The organism is Mesorhizobium sp. B2-6-4, assembly GCF_006441495.1.
Classification (GTDB): domain Bacteria; phylum Pseudomonadota; class Alphaproteobacteria; order Rhizobiales; family Rhizobiaceae; genus Mesorhizobium.
In genome coordinates this window covers 53769-75758 of the sequence record NZ_VFUE01000026.1, presented here as the reverse complement: position 1 = coordinate 75758, position 21990 = coordinate 53769, and the positions used below count along the sequence as shown (strand labels likewise).

Genomic DNA, 21990 nt, shown 5'->3' with positions numbered 1-21990 from the left:
GTCGAGTATGCCCAGGAAAATAGCGATCATTGGTGACAACTTCATGCTTCCGGAGGTGTTTCGCGCCAAAATCGAGAAGGTCGCGAGCGGTGACCTCGATGTCAGGACATTGCAGACCGCCTGGCCCGACGAGCCGATGGAATTCGGCGATCCGGCGCTCGGCCTCGACAAGGTCAAGGAGTATTTCGGCCGTCCCGACGAGGTCGTCGAGTTCATTGGCGATGCCGAGATCCTCGTCACCCAGCTTGCACCATTGTCGGAGGGCATGATGCGCCGCCTGCCGGCCCTGAAGCTGGTCGCGGTGTCGCGCGGCGGCCCGATCAACATCGACATGGAAGCGGCGCGCGCGCATGGCATCACCGTCGTCAACGTGCCCGGCCGCAACGCGACCGCCGTGGCCGAATTCACCATCGGCGCGATATTGGCCGAAACGCGGCTGATCCGGGTCGGCCACGAAGCGCTGCGCAGGGGCGAATGGCGCGGCGATCTCTACCGCGCCGACCGCACCGGCCGCGAGCTTAGCGAGATGACGGTCGGCGTCGTCGGTTACGGCAATATCGGAACAAAGGTAGTCAGGCTGCTGCGCGCTTTCGGCTGCCACGTTCTGGTCAGCGACCCCTATGTGCAGTTGAGCGCCGAGGACCGCAACGCCGGCGTCGAACTGGTCGCGCTTGACGATCTCCTATCCCGCTCCGACGTGGTCACGCTGCATTCGCGGGTGACGCCGGAGACGCGCGGCCTGATCGGCAAGGACACCATCGCGCGGATGAAACCCGGCGTGATCTTCGTCAACACGGCGCGCGGGCCGCTGGTCGACTATGACGCACTCTATGAGGCGCTTGTTTCAGGCCAGATCGCCAGCGCCATGCTGGAGACGTTCGCGGTCGAGCCGGTGCCGTCGGACTGGCCCTTGCTGCAGCTCCCCAACGTGACGCTGACGCCGCATATCGCCGGCGCCTCGGTGCGCACCGTGACCTATGCGGCCGAGCAGGCCGCCGAGGAAGTGCGCCGCTATCTCGCCGGGCTGCCTCCGGTCAATCCGTGCTGAGGCGGCAGCCATGGTGTGTAAATCCGGCAGCGAGATCGTGACGAGATGAGCGGCGGACCCGAAATCGTCGACCTTTTCGTCATCGGCGGCGGCGTCAACGGCGCCGGCATAGCCCGCGATGCGGCAGGCCGCGGCCTCTCCGTCATCCTGTGCGAAAAGGACGATCTGGCGGAAGGCACCAGTTCGCGATCGGGCAAGCTCGTCCATGGCGGCCTGCGCTACCTCGAATATTACGAGTTCCGCCTGGTGCGCGAGGCGCTGATCGAGCGCGAGGTACTCCTGGAATCGGCACCGCACATCATCTGGCCGATGCGCTTCGTGCTGCCGCACAGTCCTGACGACCGGCCGGCCTGGCTGGTGCGGCTCGGCCTGTTCCTCTACGACCATCTCGGCGGCCGCAAGCGGCTGCCGGCCACCCGCACGCTCGACCTGCGCACCGCGCCCGAGGGCGCGCCGATCAAGGACGAGTTCAAGCGCGGTTTCGAATATTCCGATTGCTGGGTCGACGACGCCCGTCTCGTGCTGATCAATGCGCTGGATGCGCGCGAGCGCGGAGCGAAGATCTTCACCCGAACCGCCTGCACCGCCGCACGCCGGGAAGGCGGCCTCTGGTCGGTGGAGATGCGCGACGGCAAGACCGGCGTGAAAACCACCGTGCGGGCGCGGGCGCTGGTCAATGCCGCCGGCCCTTGGGTCAACGACATCATCAACCGCGTTGCTGGCCAGAACTCGACGCGCAATGTCCGCCTGGTCAAGGGCAGCCATATCGTCGTGCCCAAATTCTGGGAGGGCCGCCAAGCTTACCTCATTCAGAACAGCGACAAGCGGGTGATCTTCATCAATCCTTATCAGGGCGATCTCGCCTTGATCGGCACCACCGACATTCCCTATGACGGCCGACCCGAGGACGTGGCGGCGGATGAGAGCGAGATCGAATACCTGATCAGGGTGGTCAACCGCTATTTCAAGCGCGGCCTCGCGCGCGGCGATGTCGTCTATTCGTTCTCCGGCGTCAGGCCGCTCTATGACGACAATGCCGACAACCCGAGCGCCGTGACCCGCGACTATATTTTCGAACTCGACGCGCCGGATGCTGAGGCGCCGCTGCTGTCCGTCTTCGGCGGCAAGATCACCACCTTCCGCAAGCTCGCCGAGCATGCGCTGGACAGGATCGCTCCGTTCTTCCCCCGGATGGGCAAGCCCTGGACGGCGAAGGCCCATCTGCCTGGCGGCGACATCGCCAATGCCGATTTCGAACAGTTTCTAGGCGATCTCGGGCGGGAGTATCCATGGATGCCTGCATCGCTGCTCAAGCACTACGGCCGGCTCTACGGCACCAGGACACGTCTTCTGGTCGGCGCGGCCCGTTCGCTCGCGGAACTCGGGCGATGCTTCGGCAAGGATTTCTTCGAGCGCGAGGCCAGTTACCTGTTCGAGCAGGAATGGGCTGAGACACCGGCCGACATTCTCGAACGGCGCACCAAGCACGGCCTGCATCTTTCCGCCGAGGAGAGATCGGCTTTCGAACACTGGTGCGCGAGCCGGCTGGCGAGGGCAGGGTGATGGCAATCATCGCCAATGTAGCGCGACAGGGCTGAGAGGATCGCGATCGTGGCATTCACGCTCTCCCTCAACACCAATCCGCTGGTCAACCGCTTTGCCGAGCCTGACGACCTGGTCGATACCATCGCCTACGACATCGGCATCAGGGACATTCAGCTCACGCATGAATTCGTCAATCCGGGCTGGCCAGCGGCGACGATCGTGAAATTCGTCCGCCTGTTTCGTGGCGCACTCTCCCGCACGGGCGTGCGCGTGACCTCGGGCATGACCGGTCCTTACGGCCGGCTCAACCATTTCGGCCATCCAGACGCGGACGTGCGCCGCTACTATGTCGGCTGGTTCAAGACCTTTGCCGACATCTCGGCCGAGCTTGGCGCCGGCGGCATGGGTACCCAATTCGCGATCTTCACCCATCGCGATTATGATGATCCCGCGCGCCGCGCGCGCCTGTTCGACATTGCACTGGAATGCTGGCGCGAGGTCGCCGAACACGCCCGCGCGGCCGGGCTTAACTACCTGTTCTGGGAGCCGATGTCGGTCGGCCGCGAGTTCGGCCACACGATCGAGAATTGCAGGCTGCTGCAGAATGCGATCGACGCGGCCGGGATGGCCATTCCGCTGGAGATGATGGTCGACATCGACCATGGCGACGTCACCTCCAGCAACCCGGCCGATATCGATCCCTATGCCTGGGCCGAGGCTTTCCCCAGGAAGTCGCCGATCATCCACATCAAGCAATCGTCGATGAACAAGGGTGGCCATTGGCCGTTCACCGCGGCTCACAACAGGGACGGCCGCATCACGCCTGAAAAGCTGCTGGAGACGGTGCGGCGCGGCGGCGGCACCGACAACGAGATCTGCCTCGAACTGTCGTTTCGCGAGCGCGAACCGGTCGACCACCAGGTGGTCGCCATGATCCGCGAATCGGTCGACTACTGGGCGCCCTTTATCGACACGGGCAGGCCTGACCTGCTGCCGAAAAACGGGTAGAGGTCGGAGTGGGGAGCCGATGCCACTCGCGCCTGTTGGCGGTCCAACCGGTTGGCCCGCCAGCGAAGCAATCAGATATCCCAGATATATTAGATAATGCGAGTATTGCGGCAGCCTGCATCGTTGATTGCTATAAAAGTACAATGCGAAAGATACTTTTGTTTAACTTCGCCATGCATACTGCGAATTGGTCCGATTTGTTTGTCCGGCTTCCCTCGCGAACTGGAGAATCCGCATGTCGGTTACACGTCGCACGCTGCTCACGGCCGGAAGCGTCGGCTTGCTGGTCGCGCAAGCTCGGGCGGCCAATACTCCAGGACAGCAGGCGGAGATCGCTCCTGTCGTCGGCGACAATGCGCTGCGCATTGCAATGCCGGCCTTTGCCTCCGATCCATTCTTCCCGGCCGATGGATCGGGGAACAGCGGCATAGACATGGAACTGGCCCGCGGCATAGCAGCGGAGCTTGGCGTCGAGCCGGTGTTCGACCGATCCGCCGCAACGTTCGACGGCATGGTGAAACAGCTGACTTCCGGCCAGGCGGACATAGCCATCGGCAAGCTCAGCCGAACCCTTCGCCGTGGCCGCTCAATCCTCTATTCCCGGCCCTATGCCATGCTGCACCAAGGCCTCATCGCCAATCGCCTCAACCTGGCGCGCATCGCGCAAGGCAAACCACCCGAGCAGATCATCCGCGATTTCTCGGGCGATCTCGGCGTGATCGAGGGCTCTTCATTCGCAACCTATGCGGCGACGACCTTCCCGCATGCACAAGTTTATCGTTTTGCAGGCTGGGACATGGTTGTCGATGCGATCCGCGATGGGACGATCGACATGGCGTATCGCGACGATTTCGAGATCAAGAAGCTGATGGTCGACGATCCGTCGATGACGGTCGCCGCGCGCTCGATCACGCTGACCGACAAGGTAGACACGATCGCAATCGGTGTGCGACCGGACAATCCGCATCTCGCGGCGTTTATCGACCTTTACCTCGATCTCGCGCGCGGTCAGCAGGTTCTCAACACTGACGAGATCATCGCGCGCTACCGGTTGGGGAGCAAAGCCTGACGATGGCCGTCACGGAAGCAGCCGGACCCTTGGCTTTCGATTGGCGCCTGGCGGCGAGGCGCATATTGCGCTCGCCCGCGACGACGATTGCGATGATCGGGGCGGGAATCCTTTGCGGCCTCTATTATCCAGCATTTGCCCATGCGATCAGCCCTGTGGCGCAGCTCTACCTGAATTTCCTCAAGATGGTCGTCCTGCCCTACTTGGTCTCGTCGGTCATCTTCTCGATCATGTCGATGGTTCAGGATCCGAACTCGGTCCGTTACCTTGGCCGGGTGGGTATGGCGGTGCTGGTCGTGTCGTTCCTGAGCGTATTGGTGAGTGGCACCTACTCGCTTGTCCTTCAGCCGGGCCAGATCGAGAATCCTCAATCGCGCATCGAGCTTGGCGAGTTCATCAATTCGCAGGGTAGCGTATCCACCGATCTCGCATTCCCCTATCAACCGCCACCCAATGAAGGCTCCGACAACGGGCATTCGATACTGCTCGATCTTGTGCCGAACAACGTCTTCAGCGCGCTGGCCTCCGGTCAAACCATCCAGGTCCTGCTGTTCTGCCTGCTTTTCGGGCTCGCGATGGGCAAGATTCCCCAGCCTTCGTCCATGAGCCTGTCTCAGGCGCTGAACGCGGTTTACCGGGCCTGCACGGTCCTTACCAACTGGTTCATCTGGGGATTGCCGTTTGCAACCTTCATCCTGATCGCGGATCAGACCGCGTCGACCGGAACCAAGCCGCTCACGCTGATGGGCGGTTATCTGCTGGTGATGGGTCTTTCCTGCCTCACATTCATCGCCGGCGCATTTGGCGTTATCGCCATCCGCTCTCGGCGAAGCTACTGGGCCACGATCAAGACCTGTCAGCCCCTTCTCATGGTAGCCATCACCACGCGCTCTACCGTCGCCTCGCTTCCGTGGGTCATAAACCTGCTGAGCGAGCGTCTGCGGTTCAGCCTTGTGGTCGTCGAACTGCTCGTGCCGCTGCAGGCGGCATTGCTGCGGACAGGCCCGGCGCTGCTTTACACGTCGGGTGTTCTTTTCATCGCTCAGCTCTACGGCCGTCCCCTGGCAATCCCCGACCTCCTGCTCGTCGGCATCACCTCGGCGCTTCTCGCGCTGACGACTGGCGGCATGGGCAGCCTGCTCATCCTGTCCCAGATGTCGATCGTCTGTGGCTACCTGAAGATTCCCTTCGAGGCGGCGTTCGCCCTGTTCGTCGCGGTCGACGCGGCCGTCGACACGTTCATGACGCTGTCCAGCGTCTGCACCGTGGCGGCGAGCACCGCAATGATCGCGCCCAGCCACAGGGAGACGACGCAGCCTGTCGAAGCGGCGTCGGAACAGCTCGAAGCCGAGCCCGTCCGATGATCGACCATGGCGTCAGCCTCCAGCTCGGCGTCATCGGCGGTCTCGGGCCGTTGGCATCGGCTGACTTCTACTTCAAGCTGACCCGAATGACCCAGGCGTTCCGGGACAATGAGCATGTGCCCGCCGTCATCCTCAGCGTGCCTCAGCTGCCTGACAGGACCGAGGCGATCCTTGCCGGCCATGACGGTCCGTTGCCGTCTTTGAAAGCCGCGGTCTCGACGCTCAATGCGCTCGGCGTTGCCTGTATCGCGATGCCGTGCAACACCGCCCATCATTGGTATGAGCAGCTGGCGGCGAGCTCGCAGGCGCGGATCATCCATATCGCCGACGCGGTCGTGGCTGAAACCCATCGTAGCCTGAGCCGAGGCAAGGTTACGATCCTCGCCACGCAGGGCACGCTGGTCTCCGGCTTCTATCGGGACAGGATGTCGGCGGCGGGATTTGAGCTCTGCTTTCCCGCCGTCACGGAATTCCAGGGCCGCGTCGATAGCGCGATCGGCCTGGTCAAGGGTGGTTCGATCGCGGAGGCGGCGAGCGAAACCGAGCGCGCGCTTGAAATCGCGCGATCGGCCGGCGCCGATACGGCCGTTCTCGGCTGCACCGAACTGTCGGTGGTGGCCGCCAGCCTCAACCCTACGAACGGATTGGTCGTCATCGACAGCAATGCAGCCTTGGCGCGAGCCTGTTTGACACGGTTGGGCTTCGCCGCGCAGGACGTTCCGCGACCTCGGCCGGTGTTCTCATCCCGTAAAGAGCTGGAGCGGTTCGGCGGTTCTATCCAACACTGAACCGCTCCGGGAACTGGTCGTTTAGCCGAATTTCGGATCGAGGCTGCCCGCTTTGTAACGCTTGGCCATTTCCGAGACCGGCAGCGGCTTGATCTTCGGCGCGTTGCCGGCGGTGCCGAACTGCTCGAAACGCTCCTTGCACAGCTTCCTCATCGCCGCCATCGCCGGCGTCAGATATTTGCGCGGGTCGAATTCCGAGGGATTTTCCGTCAGCACCTTGCGGATCGCGCCGGTCAGCGCCATGCGGTTGTCGGTGTCGATGTTGATCTTGCGCACGCCATGCTTGATTCCGCGCTGGATCTCTTCCACCGGCACGCCCCAGGTCGGCTTCATCTGCCCGCCATATTTGTTGATGATCTCCTGCAGATCCTCTGGCACCGAGGACGAACCATGCATGACCAGGTGCATGTTCGGCAGGCGGCGGTGGATTTCCTCGATGACGTTCATCGCCAGCACCGCGCCATCCGGCTTGCGCGAGAATTTATAGGCGCCGTGGCTGGTGCCCATGGCAACCGCCAGCGCGTCGACATGGGTGTCGCGCACGAACTGCTCGGCCTGCACCGGATCGGTGAGCAATTGGTCGTGGCTGATCGCGCCTTCAATGCCGTGGCCGTCCTCCTGCTCGCCGCCGCCGCTCTCCAGCGAGCCCAGCACGCCGATCTCGCCCTCGACCGAAACGCCGCCCCAATGCGCCATGTCGACAACGCGCTTGGTGATGCCCGAATTATACGCGTAGTCGGCCGGCGACTTGCCGTCCTCCTTGAGTGATCCATCCATCATTACCGAGGTGAAACCATGTTGGATCGCGGTGACGCAGGTGGCTTCGTTGTTGCCGTGGTCGAGATGCATGCAGACCGGGATGTCGGGATGGATCTCCACCAGCGCATCGATCAGCTTGGCCAGCACCACGTCATTGGCATAGGCACGCGCACCGCGGCTTGCCTGCAGGATGACCGGCGACTTGGTCTCTTCCGCCGCCTCCATGATGGCGAGGCCCTGTTCCATGTTGTTCATGTTAAAGGCCGGCACGCCATAGCCGTATTCGGCGGCGTGATCGAGCAATTGTCTCAGTGTGATGCGAGCCAACGAATAGTCTCCCGTATCTGGTTTCGAACCTGTGGTTGCGGGCTGTCCGCGCATCGTCCAGCCCACCGATGCTTCTGGCCGGATTTCCCTGCAACCGCAACCGTCAGACACTGTCCCGGCAGCAATTCTTGTTACAGGGTCGTGATGAAAGCCACGGGAATGTCCCAGGAAAATATCTCATTATCACAAAAATCATGATAGTTTCAGGAAGAAATATGTTACCTTTATCGAGGAGCCAGCGTCGGTTAGCGGACATCGGCGATGAAGAGCGATAACAGGCGTCAAGGCATCATGGACTTTCTGATGGACGTCGGCGCGGCGAGCGTCGACGATCTTGCCTCACGCTTTGGCGTCTCCAGGATGACGGTGCATCGTGATCTCGACGACCTTGAGGAGAGCGGTTTCCTGCGCAAGGTGCGTGGCGGCGCTTCGATCCAGCCGAGCGGTCTCTTCGAAAGCGATTTTCGCTACCGGCAGAAGCAGGCGACAGGGGAAAAGCAGCGCCTTGCGGCGGCCGCCGTGGCGATGATCGAACCCGGCCAGACTGTCATCATCGACGACGGCTCGACGGCTGGCGGCATCGCACGGCATCTCGCCGATTTCAGGCCGCTGACGGTGATCTCCAACAATCTGGCCGTCATCCAGGACCTGGCCGGCGCCGGGGGCATCGACCTGATTGCGCTCGGCGGCCAGTATAGCAAGAAGTTCCACGGCTTCTTCGGACTGCTTGCCGAGGCTTCGCTGAGATCGCTGCGCGCGGACGTCGCCTTCCTGTCGTCATCGGCTATCCACGGCGCCTCCGCTTTCCACCAGGACCAGGAGGTGGTGCAGATCAAGCGGCTGATGATGGAAGCAGCGACCCGCAAATACCTTCTGGTCGATCACGGCAAGTTCGGCCGCACGGCGCTGCATTTCCTGACCGAACTCGAGGCGTTCGATGCCGTCTTCACCGGTCGCGCGCCCGAGCCCGGAATGCGCGCCGCACTGGATGCCGCCGGCGTTTCGCTGACGGTGGTCGCCAACAAGGATTGAGGATCAAGGAGCGCAGGCGTGGTTTATTGGGTCGGTACAAGCTGGAAGATGAACAAGACGCTCGCCGAGGCGCTGGATTTCGCCGGGGCATTGGCCGGCTTCGTGCCAGGCTTCGACGAGCGCATCCAGCCTTTCGTCATCCCGCCGTTCACGGCGGTGCGCGAGGTCAAGCAGGCGCTGTCGTCGACGCGGGTCAAGGTCGGTGCCCAGAACATGCACTGGGCCGATGCCGGCGCCTGGACCGGCGAGATCTCGCCGCTGATGCTGAGCGACTGCGGCCTCGATCTGGTCGAACTCGGCCACAGCGAACGGCGCGAGCATTTCGGCGAAACCGATCGCACCGTCGGTCTGAAGACGGCGGCCGCCGTCAAGCACGGACTGATACCGCTGATCTGCGTCGGCGAGACGCTGGCGGAGCGCGAAAACGGCAAGGCGGATGCGGTGTTGACCGGCCAGGTCGAGGGTGCGCTGCTGTTCCTCGAAGGCGAGGCGAAGGCGGCAAAAATCCTGTTTGCCTATGAGCCGGTCTGGGCGATCGGCGACAAGGGTATTCCGGCCAGCTCCGCCTATGCCGAAAAACAGCAGGCGCTGATCAAGAAAGTGGCCGGCGGCCTGCTGCCGTCCATCCCGCCGGTGCTCTATGGCGGCAGCGTCAATCCCGGCAACGCGGCCGAGCTGATCGGCCAGCCCAGCATCGACGGCCTCTTTATCGGCCGCTCGGCCTGGCAGGCGGAGGGCTATCTCGACATCCTCAGGCGCGCCTCGGCGGCGATCTGAACGAACGAAATCTCATTCAAGGAAGGATACGACCATGAAAATAGCCATTGGAGCCGACAGCGCCGGCAAGCCGCTGCTCGATGTCATCGCCGCACATTTGGCGACGAAGCCCGGACTTGCCGTCAGCGATCTCAGCCAGGCCGGCTTTTATGCCGACCTGTCACAAAAGCTCGCGCAGACGATCATCGACGGCGAGAACGACCGCGGCATCCTGTTCTGCGGCACCGGCATCGGCGTCTCGATCTCGGCCAACAAGGTGCCTGGCATCCGGGCGGCACTCACCCACGACACCTATTCCGCCGAGCGCGCGGCCAAATCCAACAACGCGCAGATCATCACCATGGGCGCCCGCGTCATCGGCCCGGAACTCGCCAAGGCGATCGTCGATACCTGGTTGGCCTCGGAGTTCGACGAGAAGGGCCCGTCGGCCGGCAATGTCCAGGCGATCAACAAGCTCGATGAAGCGAAGCAGGCCTAAGCCAGGCTTTCGCGCAACGCCTCGATGACGGTCACAGCCGAGGCGGCGCCGGGGTCGATATGGCCGAGCGAGCGTTCGCCGAGCCGCGAGGAGCGGCCCTTGGCGGCGATCATGTCCTTGGTCGCCTCGGCCCCCCGGCGCGCCGCGTTCACTGCCGCATCAAGGCTTTCGGCAAGGCCTTTTCCCGCCGCATTGCTGGCGCCGGCTGCTTCCGCCGCCGGCAGCCAGGCGTCGATCATCGTCTTCTCGCCGATCTCGGCCTTGCCGCGATCGCGCATGCCTTGCGCCATCGCCTGGAACAGCGCGACGACATCCGCATCCGCCAGCGTGGTCTTGCCCTTGACGGCAGCGGCGGCGCGCATGAAGGCGGTGGCATAGAGCGGGCCAGACGACGCACCGACCGCGTTGAGGAACGATTTAGCCGCCATGTTGAGAAGCGCGGTCGGCTCGGTCGCCGCCAGGTCGAGTGGCGCCAGCGCGTCGCGCACTGCGTTGAAGCCGAGCGCCATGGCGATACCGTGATCGGCGTCGCCGATGACGCCGTCGAGGTGGCAGAGCCGGTCCTTGTCGGCTTCGATCGCCACCGCGATCGCATCGAACATTCTCTTCAGGTCAGCGCTATCGATGCTCACGGATCACTCCTCAGCCGGCGCGGAACATGGCGCAGTCGCACGGATGGTCGAGCATGGTCTGCAACTCGCCATCGAGATGGAACAGCGTCACCGAGGCGCCGGCCATTTCGAGCGACGTGCAGTAATCGCCGACCCAGGTCGCATGGATGGAAACGCCGATGTCGTCGAGACGCTGTTTGACACGACGGTTCATGATGTAGAGCTCCATCAACGGTGTCGAGCCCAGCGAATTGACCAGCACCGCAACCTTGTCGCCAGGCGAAGGCGCCATCTCGGCGAGGATCTTGTCCAGCATCTCGTCGGTGATCTCGTCGGCGGTCCCGAGCTTGCCGCGCGCGATGCCCGGCTCGCCATGGATGCCCATGCCGATCTCCATCTCGTCGGCGCCGATCTCGAAATTCGGCCGCCGGGTCTGCGGCAGCGAGCAGGGCGACAGCGCCACGCCCATGGTGAAGGTATGGTCGTTGGCCTTGCGCGCCATGCGCTCGCATTCGTCGAAGGAGAGCATGCGGTCACAGGCCGCGCCGGCCGCCTTGAAGACGAAGAAATTGCCGGCGACGCCGCGACGCTTCTGCCGCTGGTCGCGCGGTGCCGAGGCGACATCGTCGGTGGTCAGCACCGTGCGCACCTCAATGTCGTCCATGGCGGCCATTTCGGCCGCCATGTCGAAATTCATCACGTCTCCGGCATAGTTGCCGTACGTGAACAGGACGCCCGCGCCGCCGTTCGCCGCCTTGGCGCATTCAAGGATGGGATCGGGTGGCGGCGAGGCAAAGACATTGCCAATCGCCGCCGCATCCGCCAGGCCCTTGCCGACAAAACCGAGAAAGGTCGGCTCATGGCCGGAGCCGCCGCCGACGACGAGCCCGACCTTGCCGGGACGCGGTCCGTTGCGGGCGATGATCGAGCGCGGGCTGCCGTCCGCGCTCCTGAGATGGCTGGGATGCGCGGCCAGAATCCCCTCTAGCATCTCGTCGACGGCACGGTTGCCGTCATTGATGATCTTCTTGGTCTGCACCGGCATCCTCCCGAACTCGGCATTTTCCCGAGATACTACAGGCTGTTACCGCGATTTCCACCCCGCTCTCGGCTGTTTCAGGCGGCGATGTGCCTTCGCGCCGCCAGAATCTGGAGGCATGCGCCGGCCGCTTCCTTGCCCTTTACCTGGAAGTGCTCGAGGAAGAAGCGGTGGTGCTCGGAGCTGTCGTGGTAATTGTGCGGCGTCAGTACCGCCGAAAGCACCGGCACGCCGGTCGTCAACTGCACATTCATCATGCCGTCGATGACCGCGCCGGCGACGAATTCGTGCCGGTAGATGCCGCCATTGACGACGAAGGCAGCGCCGAGGATCGCGGCGTAGCGACCCGTCTCGGCCAATGTCTTGGCGTGCAGCGGGATCTCGTAGGCGCCGGGCACGTCGAAGATTTCGACGGCAAAGCGGCCGTCGCCCAGTGCAGCAAGCTCCGCCTCGAAGGCAGCGACACACTGGTCGACGATATCCGCGTGCCAGCGCGCCCTGACAACGGCAACGCGGGTCGTTTCATAGTCTTTGTGGGAATGCTGATTCATGGGTCCATCCTTCCGTTTCGAACCAGAATCAGGACGCACGATACGAAAACCGGCCGCCGGGGCGGTCCGTCTTCCGTTTCGTTCTCTTCCATCCGGACTGTAACCGTCGGCTCCGGAATCACACCGGATCTGCTGACCCTTCCGGTTTTGCCGGAAAGCGCTCGCGGGCTTGGGTCCCGCGCATGACCCCGAAAACCGGACCGGTTTTCGGAAAGAAATCATGCGCAATCAGGAGTCCTTACCGCCGGTGGGGACTTTCACCCCGCCCTGAGAACATTAACGGCTTTGTATGGAAGGGCAGGGGCGCCGCTGTCAACCGCGCGCGGGCTGGTGGCCCATCACGTCCTGTGTGGCTGGCGCGTGCGCCAGGCGGCGGCCGAAGCCGCGACCAGCATCAGCAACGCCGCCACCATTGCCGATGCGGCAAAGCCGAAATCCGAATATAGCGGCCCGAAGCCGGTGGTGCCGACAAAGACCGCCAGATATGTCACCGCGCTGTTCAGGCCCATGATCGTGCCGCGCCGTGACGGATCGAGCGCCGACAGACGCATCACCAGCACGTTCAGACCGAAGTGATTGGCGAGACCCCAAGCCGCCACCATGGCGAGCATCATGCCATAGCTGTTGCTTGTCGCGGCGATCGCGACATAGACGATGGCGACGAGCAGGTAAGCGAAGGGCATGACGCGGCGAGCCCCCAGGCGATCGATGATGCCGTCGAAGAGCGCCGCCGTGCCGAACCCGGCGCCATAGGCGAGTGCGGCCAGGCCGTTGGCGCTGACCGGCTGACCCAGCCCGCTGTGCAGATGGTCGCCAAGATAGCCATAGACACCATAGAAGGCGGTCATGAAGGCGCCGCAGGCGATCAGAAGCGGCACGATGCCGGGAATGCCGAGCGCCTCGAGCGGCGCCGGCGCCGGGCCGGCCTTTCTGACATCCGGGAGTGACGACGCGGTAAGGCTGCCAAGCGCCAGCGCCGCCAGCAGCGCCACGGCGGCGAAGACGGCCCGCCAGTGCACGAGATCGGCAAGCACCGCCGACAGCGAAACGCCGGCCACCATGCTCAGCGTCCATCCGGTCAGCACAACGCCGATCGTCCCGCTTTCCCGTCCAGGTGGGGCAATCGCCGCGGAGCTGGCATAGATTGCCGGCATGGCGACGCCGGCGGCGACGCCGGCGAGAAGCTGCGCGGCGACCAGCGCCGTCACCGTCGGCGCCGCAGCGCTTGCGACAAGCGCCAACGCCAGCAGCAGCAAGGCCGCCTGAAGGATCCGGCGCGCGCCGACCCGGTCGATGTAGCGCGCCAGGAACAAGGCGCTCGCCGAGGTGCCGAGGCCGAACGCGGCGGCCGCCATCATGACGACAGGCACGCTGGTCGCGAACGACACGGCCACGGCGGGAGCAATCGGACCCAGCACCAGGGAGTTCGAGCCGATGACGGCGATGCATCCGGTCAAGAGATAGGCCAGCGCCGGGATGGGCGGCCGGGCATTCGCACCCAGGGTTGCTGCTTGATCGCTGTTCGACATATATTCATAATGGCCGTATTTTATTCGGCTACAATCGGGAATTTCCACTATGGACGAAGAAACAAATGGCATTCCGCAGAACAGGCCGGCGCCCCGCGATCTCGACGCGATCGACAGAAAGATATTAGGCGTTCTCGTCGACGACGCCACGGTCAGCTATGCTGAGCTTGGCGATCGTGTCGGCCTCTCGCCGCCCGCCGCGCATGAGCGCGTCAAGCGCCTTCGGCGCAGCGGCGCCATTCGCGGCACGGCTGCCATCATCGACCCCAAGGCGGTCAAGAAGCCGCTGCTGGCATTCGTGCATATCGACACCAAGGGCTGGGGCAAGACGCCGGAGCTGATGGCGGTTTCGCAATATCCGGAGGTCGAGGAGATCCACACGGTTGCCGGCGACACCTGCATGCTGCTGAAGGTCCGCACGGAGGACACGCGGGCGCTCGAAGGCCTGCTGTCGCGCCTCTACGAGACACCCGGCGTCACCTCGACGCGCAGCTACGTGGTGCTGTCGACCTATCTCGAGCGGCCGGTTCAGCCCGGCGTCACGACGCAGTGGCCGGCGCCCAGGCACATGGCCGAGCCCCTGTACTAAGGCCTGATGCCATAAGCGCGAAGCGGTTTTCGGACGACGTCATGCTTTATCTCTTTGATTTGGAGCTGGACTCGCCGCCTCCGCCGAAAACGGCGCAAAACAAGCAATGATATGCTAATCTCCCGAGCCTCTAGGCAGAGGGCGGGTGATGGCAACGCTGGAAACGGACAAGGTATTCGCTGGCTCCATACCGGAAAACTACGACCGCTATATGGTGCCGTTGATTTTCGAGCCGTTCGCTGCGGATCTTGTAGCGCGAGCAGCGTCCCTGTCGCCCGCCGCGGTTTTGGAGACGGCCGCCGGCACCGGGGTCGTTACCCGAGCATTGGCGCCGAAATTGTCTCCCGGCGCAAGCTATACCGTAACCGACCTCAACCAGCCGATGCTCGACTACGCCGCTTCGCGACAACCTCCCGACGGTCGCATCACATGGCGTCGGGCGGACGCCTTGGCGCTGCCGTTTGAAGATGCGGCCTTCGACCTCGTCTGCTGTCAGTTCGGTGCGATGTTCTTTCCCGACCGGCCATCTGCCTACCGCGAAGCCAGGCGTGTCCTGAGGCCGGGCGGACATTTCCTGTTCAGCGTATGGGATCGCATCGAGGAGAACGTCTTTGCCGATGATGTGACGAATGCTCTCGCAAGGATCTTCCCCGACGATCCGCCGCGCTTTCTGGCACGCACGCCGCATGGCTACCACGACAAGGCAGTGATCCGTCGCGAGCTGGAGGAGGCTGGCTTTTCTCCTGTGATGATCGAGACGAGAGCCGAACAAAGCCGTGCATCCTCGCCGCGCCTTCCCGCCGTCGCTTATTGCCAGGGAACTGTGCTTCGCACCGAAATCGAGGCCCGGGAGGCAGGGAAGCTGCAAGCCGCGACCGACTACGCCGCATCCGCGATTGCAGACAGACATGGCAGCGGCGCGGTGGCCGCCAAAATTCAGGCCCACGTCATCATGGCAACGGCTTAGAGCAATTCCAGGAAAAGTGTGTACGGTTTTCCGTCCGGAATTGCGCAAAAACAAACGTCTAGCTTCCCAGCCGGATCGTCTCGAAATAGGCGTCGGTGCCGACCTGGCCGCCCTTGAGCGCGATTTCGAGTCCATCGATCGCACCGCCGCCATGGGCGACACAGAGCGGTGATCCCGGCGATTGCGGCAACGGCATGCGCACGGTCAGCGCGTCGATGGCCAATTGTCCGAGCGCGTGACTGGAGGTGTCGCCACCGGCGATCACCGCGCGCTTGAGTTTCTGTTCCACGATTAACCGGCGCAGGATTGTTCCCAGCGCTCGCCCGAGCGTGTTTCGCGCACCTTCGATCCGGTCGATCTCGGCGCCACGGTCGGCCTGTGGGCCAAGCGCAGTGTAGAGGATGACGCTGCGCCCCGCAGCCAGGCTTGCCAATCCGCTCGCGACGGCGCGCTCGATTGCCTCCTTGGCGCCCTCCGTGACCAGTTGCATGGCATCCATCTCGACGCCGTCGAAACCGTGGGCAAGGGCGTGGCGGATCTGCTTTTCGGTGGTCGGCGACACGCTGCCCGAGACCACCGCGAGGCGGTCTACCGGTCCCGGCGGCGCGAACGACGCCTGCCCGGAGGCAATGCCTTTGCCGGCCCATTCGGCAAGCAAGGCATATTCGACGCCCGAGGATCCGACGACGAAGCCATGGCCTTGGTCATGGATGCGCCAGATCTGTTCGCCGACGCGTCTCTGTGTCTGGCGGCTTTCGACATCAAACAGGATGATCGCCCTGTTTTGCACGGCCTGGTCGACCGTTTGCGCGAGATCGTCGGTCTGCAATGCAGCCAGGTCGACAAGGCCGGAGCTGAGACTGGTCTGGCGCGAGAGATGCACGAGCAGGTCTGCTTCGTTCATCGGCGTCACCGGATGCCTGCTCATCACCGGATGCCTGTCGATGCGGAAATACTCGCCGCGGAACGCCGCGAAAAGATTGCCGAAGGCCGTGTAGCGCTTGAGCTGCGGCGCGCCGACGACCATAGGCACGCTGCTCTGGCCGAAGATGCGCCGGCCGATCTCGATAGCGCGGCCGATATTGCCGACCGTCGGACTGGAATCGAAGGTCGAACAGATCTTGTAATGGCAGACCGCCGCTTCGAGGCCTTTCAGCCATTCGAAGGCCGGCGCCAGATTTTCCTCCATCCATCGCGGCGTTTCGCTTCGGCTGGTGCCGGCCAGTCCAACGGCCCGGCAATCGGCAAATCGCGCCAGCAGGCGCTCGTCGGGCCGACGCATGAACAGCACCGTCGGCACGCCGCCGAGCTCGAGCGCCTCCATGACGTCGGTCGAGCCGGTGAGGTCGTCGCCATAGTAGCTCAGGAGCAGGTTCTGCATGGCTTCGCTCAGGCCGCCTTGCCGTCGCTGAATTTCTCGATCGAGCGTGCCAGCTCGGCATGGTCGCGCGCGAATTCGTCGAGAGCAATGCCCTCGACTGCGGCCTGCCACGCTTGCAGCACCGCGCGCACGCCGGCGCCGGGCCCGTCCGGATGGCTGACGATGCCGCCGCCGCAGAGATAGAGGAGATTGACCGTGCGGCCGGTGCGCTCATAGGTCTCGGGCGCCTGGCCGCCCCATTGGCCGGAGCAGGCCACGGGCAGCGCGCAATCGTCTGATGAAAACAGCGGCGTGGTCACCGCTTCGAAGGAGCGGATGAAAGAATCGTCCGACTCCCAGTATTTCGAGCCGATGCCGTTGATCTGGAACTGGTCGACGCCGAGCAGCCGCCAGAATTGCTGCCATACCTTGAAATCCATGCCGAGGCCGGGATGGCGGGTGAGAATGTCCCAGCCATTGCGGTGCGCATGCAGCACCAGCCCGGAGCGCTTCCTGAGGAAAGCCATGCCGCCGAATCCGATGGAGTTGATGTTGACGACCGCGCAATTGCCGCCGGCTTCGAGCACCAGATCGTGGTTGCGCATCATCTCGTCGGGATCGGCATGCGAGATTCCGAAGGCGTACATTACTTTCTTGCCGGTCTTTTGCTCGTGGTCACGGATCAGCGGCATGATCGCCTTCACCCGCTCAGCGAGCGGCGAATAGGCCGGGCTCATCAGCTTCTCGTCGTCCTTGATGAAATCGACGCCGGCTTCGATCAGTTCGCCCACCATCGCGGCTGTCTCGTGCGGCCTGAGGCCAAGCGCCGGCTTGACGATGGTGCCGATGATGGGACGGCCCTCGACCCCGGTCAGCCTGCGGCTGCCGGCAACGCCGAATTGCGGGCCGGGATGGGCGCCCCGGTATTGTTCCGGCAGCTTCATGTCGATGACCCGGATACCGGACAGGCCCCTGATCGAATAGGTGCCGCTGATGGCGATCGTCATCAGCGCCGACAGGTCGGTGCCGATGGCGTCGAACGGGAAGCCGATATCGACATCGGCGCGCCGGAAGGGGCCGTTCCCGGATCCGGGAAGCGACGGCTGCTCGGCATCGGGCAGGGGCCTGATCGCCAGCACACGAGCCGCCACACGCGCCTTTAATTCCTCGGTCTCGCCGGGCAGTGGGACGAAGGTGCCGGTCGACTGGTCGCTCGCGATCTTGGCCGCCAGCGCTTCGATGCTGCCAGAGGTTTCGATGCGATAGGTAAGCGTGATCATGGTCTGTCGGCCGCTCGAAAAGGGTTCGAAAAAAGTTTTGTCGCGCAGGAAATCTGGTATAATGAGTACCTAAGTATTGCAAGCAATATCCCGACTTCGGCAAGAGGGCCGGCTTCGGCAATTCCGGGAAATGAGCGGCGTTTTTCGTTCGGAATGCCTGGAACAAACAGCTGGCGCGGCTTGGCGATTGCATGAAATCGCGGGACCGCTCCAGGCGCAGGCATTCCGGTAATCCTGCCTGGAATGCTAAACAGGAACCGGGCCAGGGAGTGATTCGTCACGATGAACCGTTCGGAGCCGATCGTCCGGCGCAAACTTTCCGACGAAGTCTTTGCAAGGCTGAAGCGGCTGATCACCAGCGGCGAGCTGCAGCCGGGCGACGACATGCCGTCCGAACGCGAGTTGATGGAGCGCTTCGAGGTCGGCCGGCCGGCGATCCGCGAGGCCATGCAGGCGCTGAGCAATATGGGACTGGTCGCCATCTCGCATGGCGAGCGCGCCAAGGTGCTGCAACTAACCGCCAAATCGATCATCAAGCAGGTCGACGGCGCGGCCAAGATCATCCTGTCTTCATCGAGGGACACGCTGGAGCACCTGAAGACGGCGCGCATCTTCTTCGAGCGCGGCATGGTCAGGGAAGCCGCGGAAAAGGCGACCGCCGAGGATGTGCAGCGGCTCAGGGCAACGGTGGCCGAGCAGCGCGCCGCGCGCGGTGATTCCGAAGCCTTCATCTCCGCCGACATGAAGTTCCACACCCAGATATCGGCGATATCGGGCAATCCGATCTATGTCGCAGTCAGCGAAGCCACGCTCGGCTGGCTGAAGGAATACCACACCGAGATGCTGATCTGGACCGGCAAGGAACAATACACGCTTACCGAGCATGAGGAGATCATCGACCGCATTGAGCACCGTGATGCCGACGGCGCCGAAAAGGCGATGATCAAGCATCTCGAACGCTCGCGTGCGCTCTATGTGATGAATTCCGATAAGTAGCTCTAGCCAACCCGGACAATGGCGTAGGGCGACATCGTAAGATGGCCCTGACCCAGTGCCGAAACATCAACCGGGACGTCGTTCGCCGTCAGGTTCGCCAGCCAGACGACAATGTCGCCCGAGGCGGCGCGACCGGCCAGCGCCGCAACACGCGTCTCGTCGCTTGTTTTCGCGGCAACATGCGCGAGCCCAGCCAGTTCGCAAAGCCCTTGGACGGCCCGGAAAATCGGCCGCGGCGATCCCTCGGCGACAGGTTCGCCGGATGCGGCCAGCACGCCGAATGGTCCGGTGATGCTGGACAGTGTCAGCATCTCCAGCCCGGCCGGCGCGACGCGCGCGGCATAGCCAATGGTCCAGGCGGCGGCAAACTGCGCGGCATGGCGGGGATCACGGTTCGCCATGGCAATGCGTTGGCCGGCAAAATTGTCCTTGGTCGCGCCGCCATAGGGGTTCTGTCGCATGGCAATGGTCGACGGGCCGATCCGGTAAGGCTTGTCGCCGAAGATCGCCCGGGTCGACCGGGTGATGAAGGGCAGCGCCTCCAGCGATTGCATGACGCTGAGATCGTCGGCGGCGTGAACGATCGGACAGGTGCAGTGCGTGACGAAATCGAGTTGGTCGGCGGGCACGCGCTTACGGTTGAGCTCGGTGAAATAGCTGAACATGCCGCCGCCGAGGCGGATCCCGGGAAAGGCGCGCCGCGCCGCGGCATAGATTTCTTCCAGCGGCGGGCATGCCGGCCAGGCGCTGCCCGGCGGCGTCGACTGGCGGTCGACCGAAGGCGAGACGGCAACCGCATCGAGCCGCAGGCCGACCCGGCGCACCATATCGGCGACATCGGAGAATTCGGCATCGAGGTCGCCCGTGCAGGCCACCACGCATTCGAGCGTGGTCGAGGCGGGATGCGCCGCGGCGAGCCGGGCATGGGCGCGCAGCGCGTCCAGGCCGTGGCCGCGCGTCGGATCGAAGTGGAACAGGAGTTGCTGCGGACCGAGCCTTGCGAGCATCGGCAGTTCGGCCAGCGTTGCCTCGACGTCCTCGGGATAGACGATCACGCCGACATCGGGCAGCCTCGGCCCGGTCTCGCCGAGTTCGATGCGGACCGGTTCGGCACTCGCGGTCGCGGCGGGCATCCCGGCGCTGCCGGTGAGGCGCAGGCTCACCGTCTGGCGCAGCGGTTCGCCGGCCGGCAGCACATAGGGCCACGGCAAGGCCAGCGGCCGCACATAGGTCTTGTAGGAGGCGTCCGACCAGTTGCGCTGGTCCTCCATTTCGAAAGTATCGCCTTCCATCCTGCATTCGGCGCTGACGCCGGGACGCACTGCATGGGTGATGGCACGCAGGTCCTTGAAGGGCTGCCATGGGTCGATCAGATCAGGCAGTTCCGTGTCCACCACCCTGCCATCGGTGTGCTCCACCGTCACCGGGCTGCCGGCGAGGCCGGCGATCGGATGCAGGATGCAGAAGCCGCAGCGGTTGGTCTCGAAATCGCTCTCCGGCAGTGCGGCCACATCGAAGACCAGCCTGCCGTCGGCGGAGCCTTCGATCGTCGCGTGGAAGCGCAGGCTGCTGCCGCCCGGGCCGGTGCAATTCGCCTCATAGCTTACCGAGAAACGGTCGACCTTCTGGTCGATGGTCAGGTCCGTCAGCTCCGGCTCATAAGTGCCCCAGTCGCGGTCGCGTACGATATAGGCGATGGCGCGCAGCACTTCGGTGCCGGCATGCCGGATTGTGCGCAGATTGCCATTGACCAGCTCGGCACTCAGCGCGCCCGCCTGCAGCAGGATCGGTGCCGCTTCGGCCGCCCGTGTGCCGTAAAGATCGAACACGTCGGCCGTCATTGCAGCAAGGCTTCGATCTGCACCGGTTCGCGGCTCGCAGCACCCGCATAGGCGGCCTCGACCAGGGCGAATGTCTTCAGATTGTCGGCGCCCGAGGTCGCCGGCTCCTTGCCGCCGACAAGGCAGTCGACCCAGTGCCGCTGGATGGCCAGCACGCTTTCCTGGATGTTGTGCCATGGCCGCGAGGCCCAGGGCAGGAGCGGCGGCGAGACATCGCTCACTCTGGTTCCGCTCTTGCCGGTGACGGTCAGCCGGTAGCCCTGCGCCAGCCGGATCGTGCCGTCGACGCCGTCGAGCTCGATAAGTGTTTCCGGGAACGGCTCGGTGGCAAGCTTGGTCGCATAGCTGCAATCGACAACCGACGTGGCGCCGCCGGCATGATCCATGAGCATCGTCGCCACATCCTCGCCGGCGATCGCGGGGTTGATGCGTGTGGTCCGCGCGGTCAGGCTCGTGACGTCGCCGAGCAGGAAGCGGGCGATGTCGAGGATGTGGATGCCGAGGTCCTCGATGATGAAGCGTTTTCCGGTCGCCAGATAGGGCTGGCCGGAAAACACGTCATAGCCGGAGCGGAAGGAGATGCGGCCGAAGAACGGCGTGCCGATCTCGCCCTTGTCGAGCAGGGCGCGCACCGCCTGGATCGGCGACTGCCAGCGGAAGTTCTCATGCACCATAAGCGGCACGCCGGCCTTGGCACAGGCCGCGACCATCGCCTTGGCATCGCCAAGCGTCGACGCGAACGGCTTCTGGCAGATGACGGGAACACCATGCGCGGCCGCCATCTCGACCAGCGGTCGATGGCTGCCGACAGTGGTGGCGATGTCGACGAAGTCGAGCGTCTCGGCGGTGAAAAGTTCCGCCGCATCGGTGTAGCGCCGCGCCACGCCGAACTGGTCGCCGACGATCCGCAACCGCTCCGGATCGCGGTCGCAGATGGCGACGATCGAGGCGCCCTCTATGTCGCGCCAGGCATGCATCTGGTTGACGGCGAAGAAGCCGCAACCGATCAGCGCTCCACGCAACTCCGCCATG

The 21990-nt window shown here is 63.9% G+C and carries 21 protein-coding genes and 1 riboswitch; of the genes, 12 read left to right on the top strand and 9 right to left on the bottom strand.

All coding sequences use genetic code 11. The features are described from left to right. The first annotated feature begins 7 nt into the window (after positions 1–7). The 6 genes from FJ426_RS27665 to FJ426_RS27640 all read left to right on the top strand — a co-directional run bounded on the left by FJ426_RS27665 (position 8) and on the right by FJ426_RS27640 (position 6822). The gene (locus FJ426_RS27665) at positions 8–1048 is read left to right on the top strand and encodes a 2-hydroxyacid dehydrogenase (protein WP_140559301.1); all 1041 of its coding nucleotides are present in this window, start codon (positions 8–10) and stop codon (positions 1046–1048) included. Between the two features lie 45 nt (positions 1049–1093). Next, entirely contained in the window at positions 1094–2611 is a 1518-nt protein-coding gene (locus FJ426_RS27660; protein WP_140497769.1) for a glycerol-3-phosphate dehydrogenase, read from the top strand. A gap of 48 nt (positions 2612–2659) precedes the next feature. Continuing rightward, positions 2660–3601, top strand: a complete 942-nt coding sequence (locus tag FJ426_RS27655) for a TIM barrel protein (protein ID WP_140559302.1) — start codon at positions 2660–2662, stop codon at positions 3599–3601. A gap of 235 nt (positions 3602–3836) precedes the next feature. Further along, on the top strand, positions 3837–4670 hold the full coding sequence (locus tag FJ426_RS27650; protein WP_181172716.1) for a transporter substrate-binding domain-containing protein: 834 nt from the start codon (positions 3837–3839) through the stop codon (positions 4668–4670). 65 nt (positions 4671–4735) lie between these two features. Further along, a complete protein-coding gene (locus FJ426_RS27645) occupies positions 4736–6034 on the top strand; it encodes a cation:dicarboxylase symporter family transporter (protein WP_246675621.1) in 1299 nt (432 codons plus the stop codon). After that, a complete protein-coding gene (locus tag FJ426_RS27640; protein WP_140559304.1) occupies positions 6031–6822 on the top strand; it encodes an amino acid racemase in 792 nt (263 codons plus the stop codon). The genes FJ426_RS27645 and FJ426_RS27640 overlap by 4 nt, the downstream gene beginning before the upstream one ends. Before the next feature lie 21 nt (positions 6823–6843). Here the strand turns inward: FJ426_RS27640 and fba are convergent, their stop codons facing one another. Next, positions 6844–7908 (bottom strand): class II fructose-bisphosphate aldolase, encoded by a 1065-nt coding sequence (fba, locus tag FJ426_RS27635; protein ID WP_140559305.1) that lies wholly within the window; start codon positions 7906–7908, stop codon positions 6844–6846. Between the two features lie 261 nt (positions 7909–8169). On the opposite strand from fba, the gene FJ426_RS27630 reads away from it, so the two are divergent. The 3 genes from FJ426_RS27630 to FJ426_RS27620 are packed head-to-tail and all read left to right on the top strand — an operon-like array spanning position 8170 to position 10195. After that, positions 8170–8940: a DeoR/GlpR family DNA-binding transcription regulator gene (locus FJ426_RS27630; protein WP_140520894.1), complete on the top strand. Its 771-nt coding sequence runs from the start codon at positions 8170–8172 to the stop codon at positions 8938–8940. An 18-nt stretch (positions 8941–8958) separates the two neighbouring features. Then, positions 8959–9717: a triose-phosphate isomerase gene (locus tag FJ426_RS27625; RefSeq protein ID WP_140559306.1), complete on the top strand. Its 759-nt coding sequence runs from the start codon at positions 8959–8961 to the stop codon at positions 9715–9717. 34 nt (positions 9718–9751) lie between these two features. Then, entirely contained in the window at positions 9752–10195 is a 444-nt protein-coding gene (locus FJ426_RS27620; RefSeq protein ID WP_140520892.1) for an RpiB/LacA/LacB family sugar-phosphate isomerase, read from the top strand. Here FJ426_RS27620 and dhaL read toward each other — a convergent pair. The 4 genes from dhaL to FJ426_RS27600 form a co-directional block, all read right to left on the bottom strand. Continuing rightward, the gene (gene dhaL / locus FJ426_RS27615) at positions 10192–10827 is read right to left on the bottom strand and encodes a dihydroxyacetone kinase subunit DhaL (RefSeq protein ID WP_181167182.1); all 636 of its coding nucleotides are present in this window, start codon (positions 10825–10827) and stop codon (positions 10192–10194) included. The genes FJ426_RS27620 and dhaL overlap by 4 nt on opposite strands. Positions 10828–10837: 10 nt before the next feature. Then, entirely contained in the window at positions 10838–11845 is a 1008-nt protein-coding gene (locus FJ426_RS27610; protein WP_140559307.1) for a dihydroxyacetone kinase subunit DhaK, read from the bottom strand. Between the two features lie 77 nt (positions 11846–11922). Continuing rightward, positions 11923–12396 carry a 6,7-dimethyl-8-ribityllumazine synthase gene (locus FJ426_RS27605; RefSeq protein ID WP_140497787.1) on the bottom strand — a complete coding sequence of 158 codons (474 nt, stop codon included), beginning with the start codon at positions 12394–12396 and terminating at the stop codon, positions 11923–11925. A 76-nt stretch (positions 12397–12472) separates the two neighbouring features. Beyond that, a riboswitch (FMN riboswitch) is annotated at positions 12473–12675 on the bottom strand. A 59-nt stretch (positions 12676–12734) separates the two neighbouring features. Continuing rightward, positions 12735–13925 (bottom strand): MFS transporter, encoded by a 1191-nt coding sequence (locus FJ426_RS27600; RefSeq protein ID WP_140559308.1) that lies wholly within the window; start codon positions 13923–13925, stop codon positions 12735–12737. Positions 13926–13974: 49 nt separating this feature from the next. Here FJ426_RS27600 and FJ426_RS27595 point away from each other — a divergent pair, with 49 nt between their 5' ends. Both FJ426_RS27595 and FJ426_RS27590 read left to right on the top strand, forming a co-directional pair. Further along, the gene (locus FJ426_RS27595; RefSeq protein ID WP_140497789.1) at positions 13975–14514 is read left to right on the top strand and encodes an Lrp/AsnC family transcriptional regulator; all 540 of its coding nucleotides are present in this window, start codon (positions 13975–13977) and stop codon (positions 14512–14514) included. 148 nt (positions 14515–14662) lie between these two features. Next, the gene (locus FJ426_RS27590; RefSeq protein ID WP_140497791.1) at positions 14663–15481 is read left to right on the top strand and encodes a methyltransferase domain-containing protein; all 819 of its coding nucleotides are present in this window, start codon (positions 14663–14665) and stop codon (positions 15479–15481) included. Positions 15482–15539: 58 nt separating this feature from the next. Here the strand turns inward: FJ426_RS27590 and FJ426_RS27585 are convergent, their stop codons facing one another. Beyond that, a complete protein-coding gene (locus FJ426_RS27585; protein ID WP_140559309.1) occupies positions 15540–16862 on the bottom strand; it encodes a four-carbon acid sugar kinase family protein in 1323 nt (440 codons plus the stop codon). A gap of 8 nt (positions 16863–16870) precedes the next feature. After that, a complete protein-coding gene (gene oiaX / locus FJ426_RS27580) occupies positions 16871–18121 on the bottom strand; it encodes a 3-oxo-isoapionate-4-phosphate decarboxylase OiaX (RefSeq protein ID WP_140559310.1) in 1251 nt (416 codons plus the stop codon). Positions 18122–18403: 282 nt separating this feature from the next. Here oiaX and FJ426_RS27575 point away from each other — a divergent pair, with 282 nt between their 5' ends. Beyond that, positions 18404–19117, top strand: a complete 714-nt coding sequence (locus FJ426_RS27575; RefSeq protein ID WP_140514647.1) for a transcriptional regulator NanR — start codon at positions 18404–18406, stop codon at positions 19115–19117. Positions 19118–19119: 2 nt separating this feature from the next. Here the strand turns inward: FJ426_RS27575 and FJ426_RS27570 are convergent, their stop codons facing one another. Beyond that, entirely contained in the window at positions 19120–20958 is a 1839-nt protein-coding gene (locus FJ426_RS27570; protein ID WP_140559311.1) for a hypothetical protein, read from the bottom strand. Continuing rightward, on the bottom strand, positions 20955–21989 hold the full coding sequence (locus tag FJ426_RS27565; RefSeq protein ID WP_140559312.1) for a Gfo/Idh/MocA family oxidoreductase: 1035 nt from the start codon (positions 21987–21989) through the stop codon (positions 20955–20957). The genes FJ426_RS27570 and FJ426_RS27565 overlap by 4 nt, the downstream gene beginning before the upstream one ends. Position 21990 lies beyond the last annotated feature (1 nt).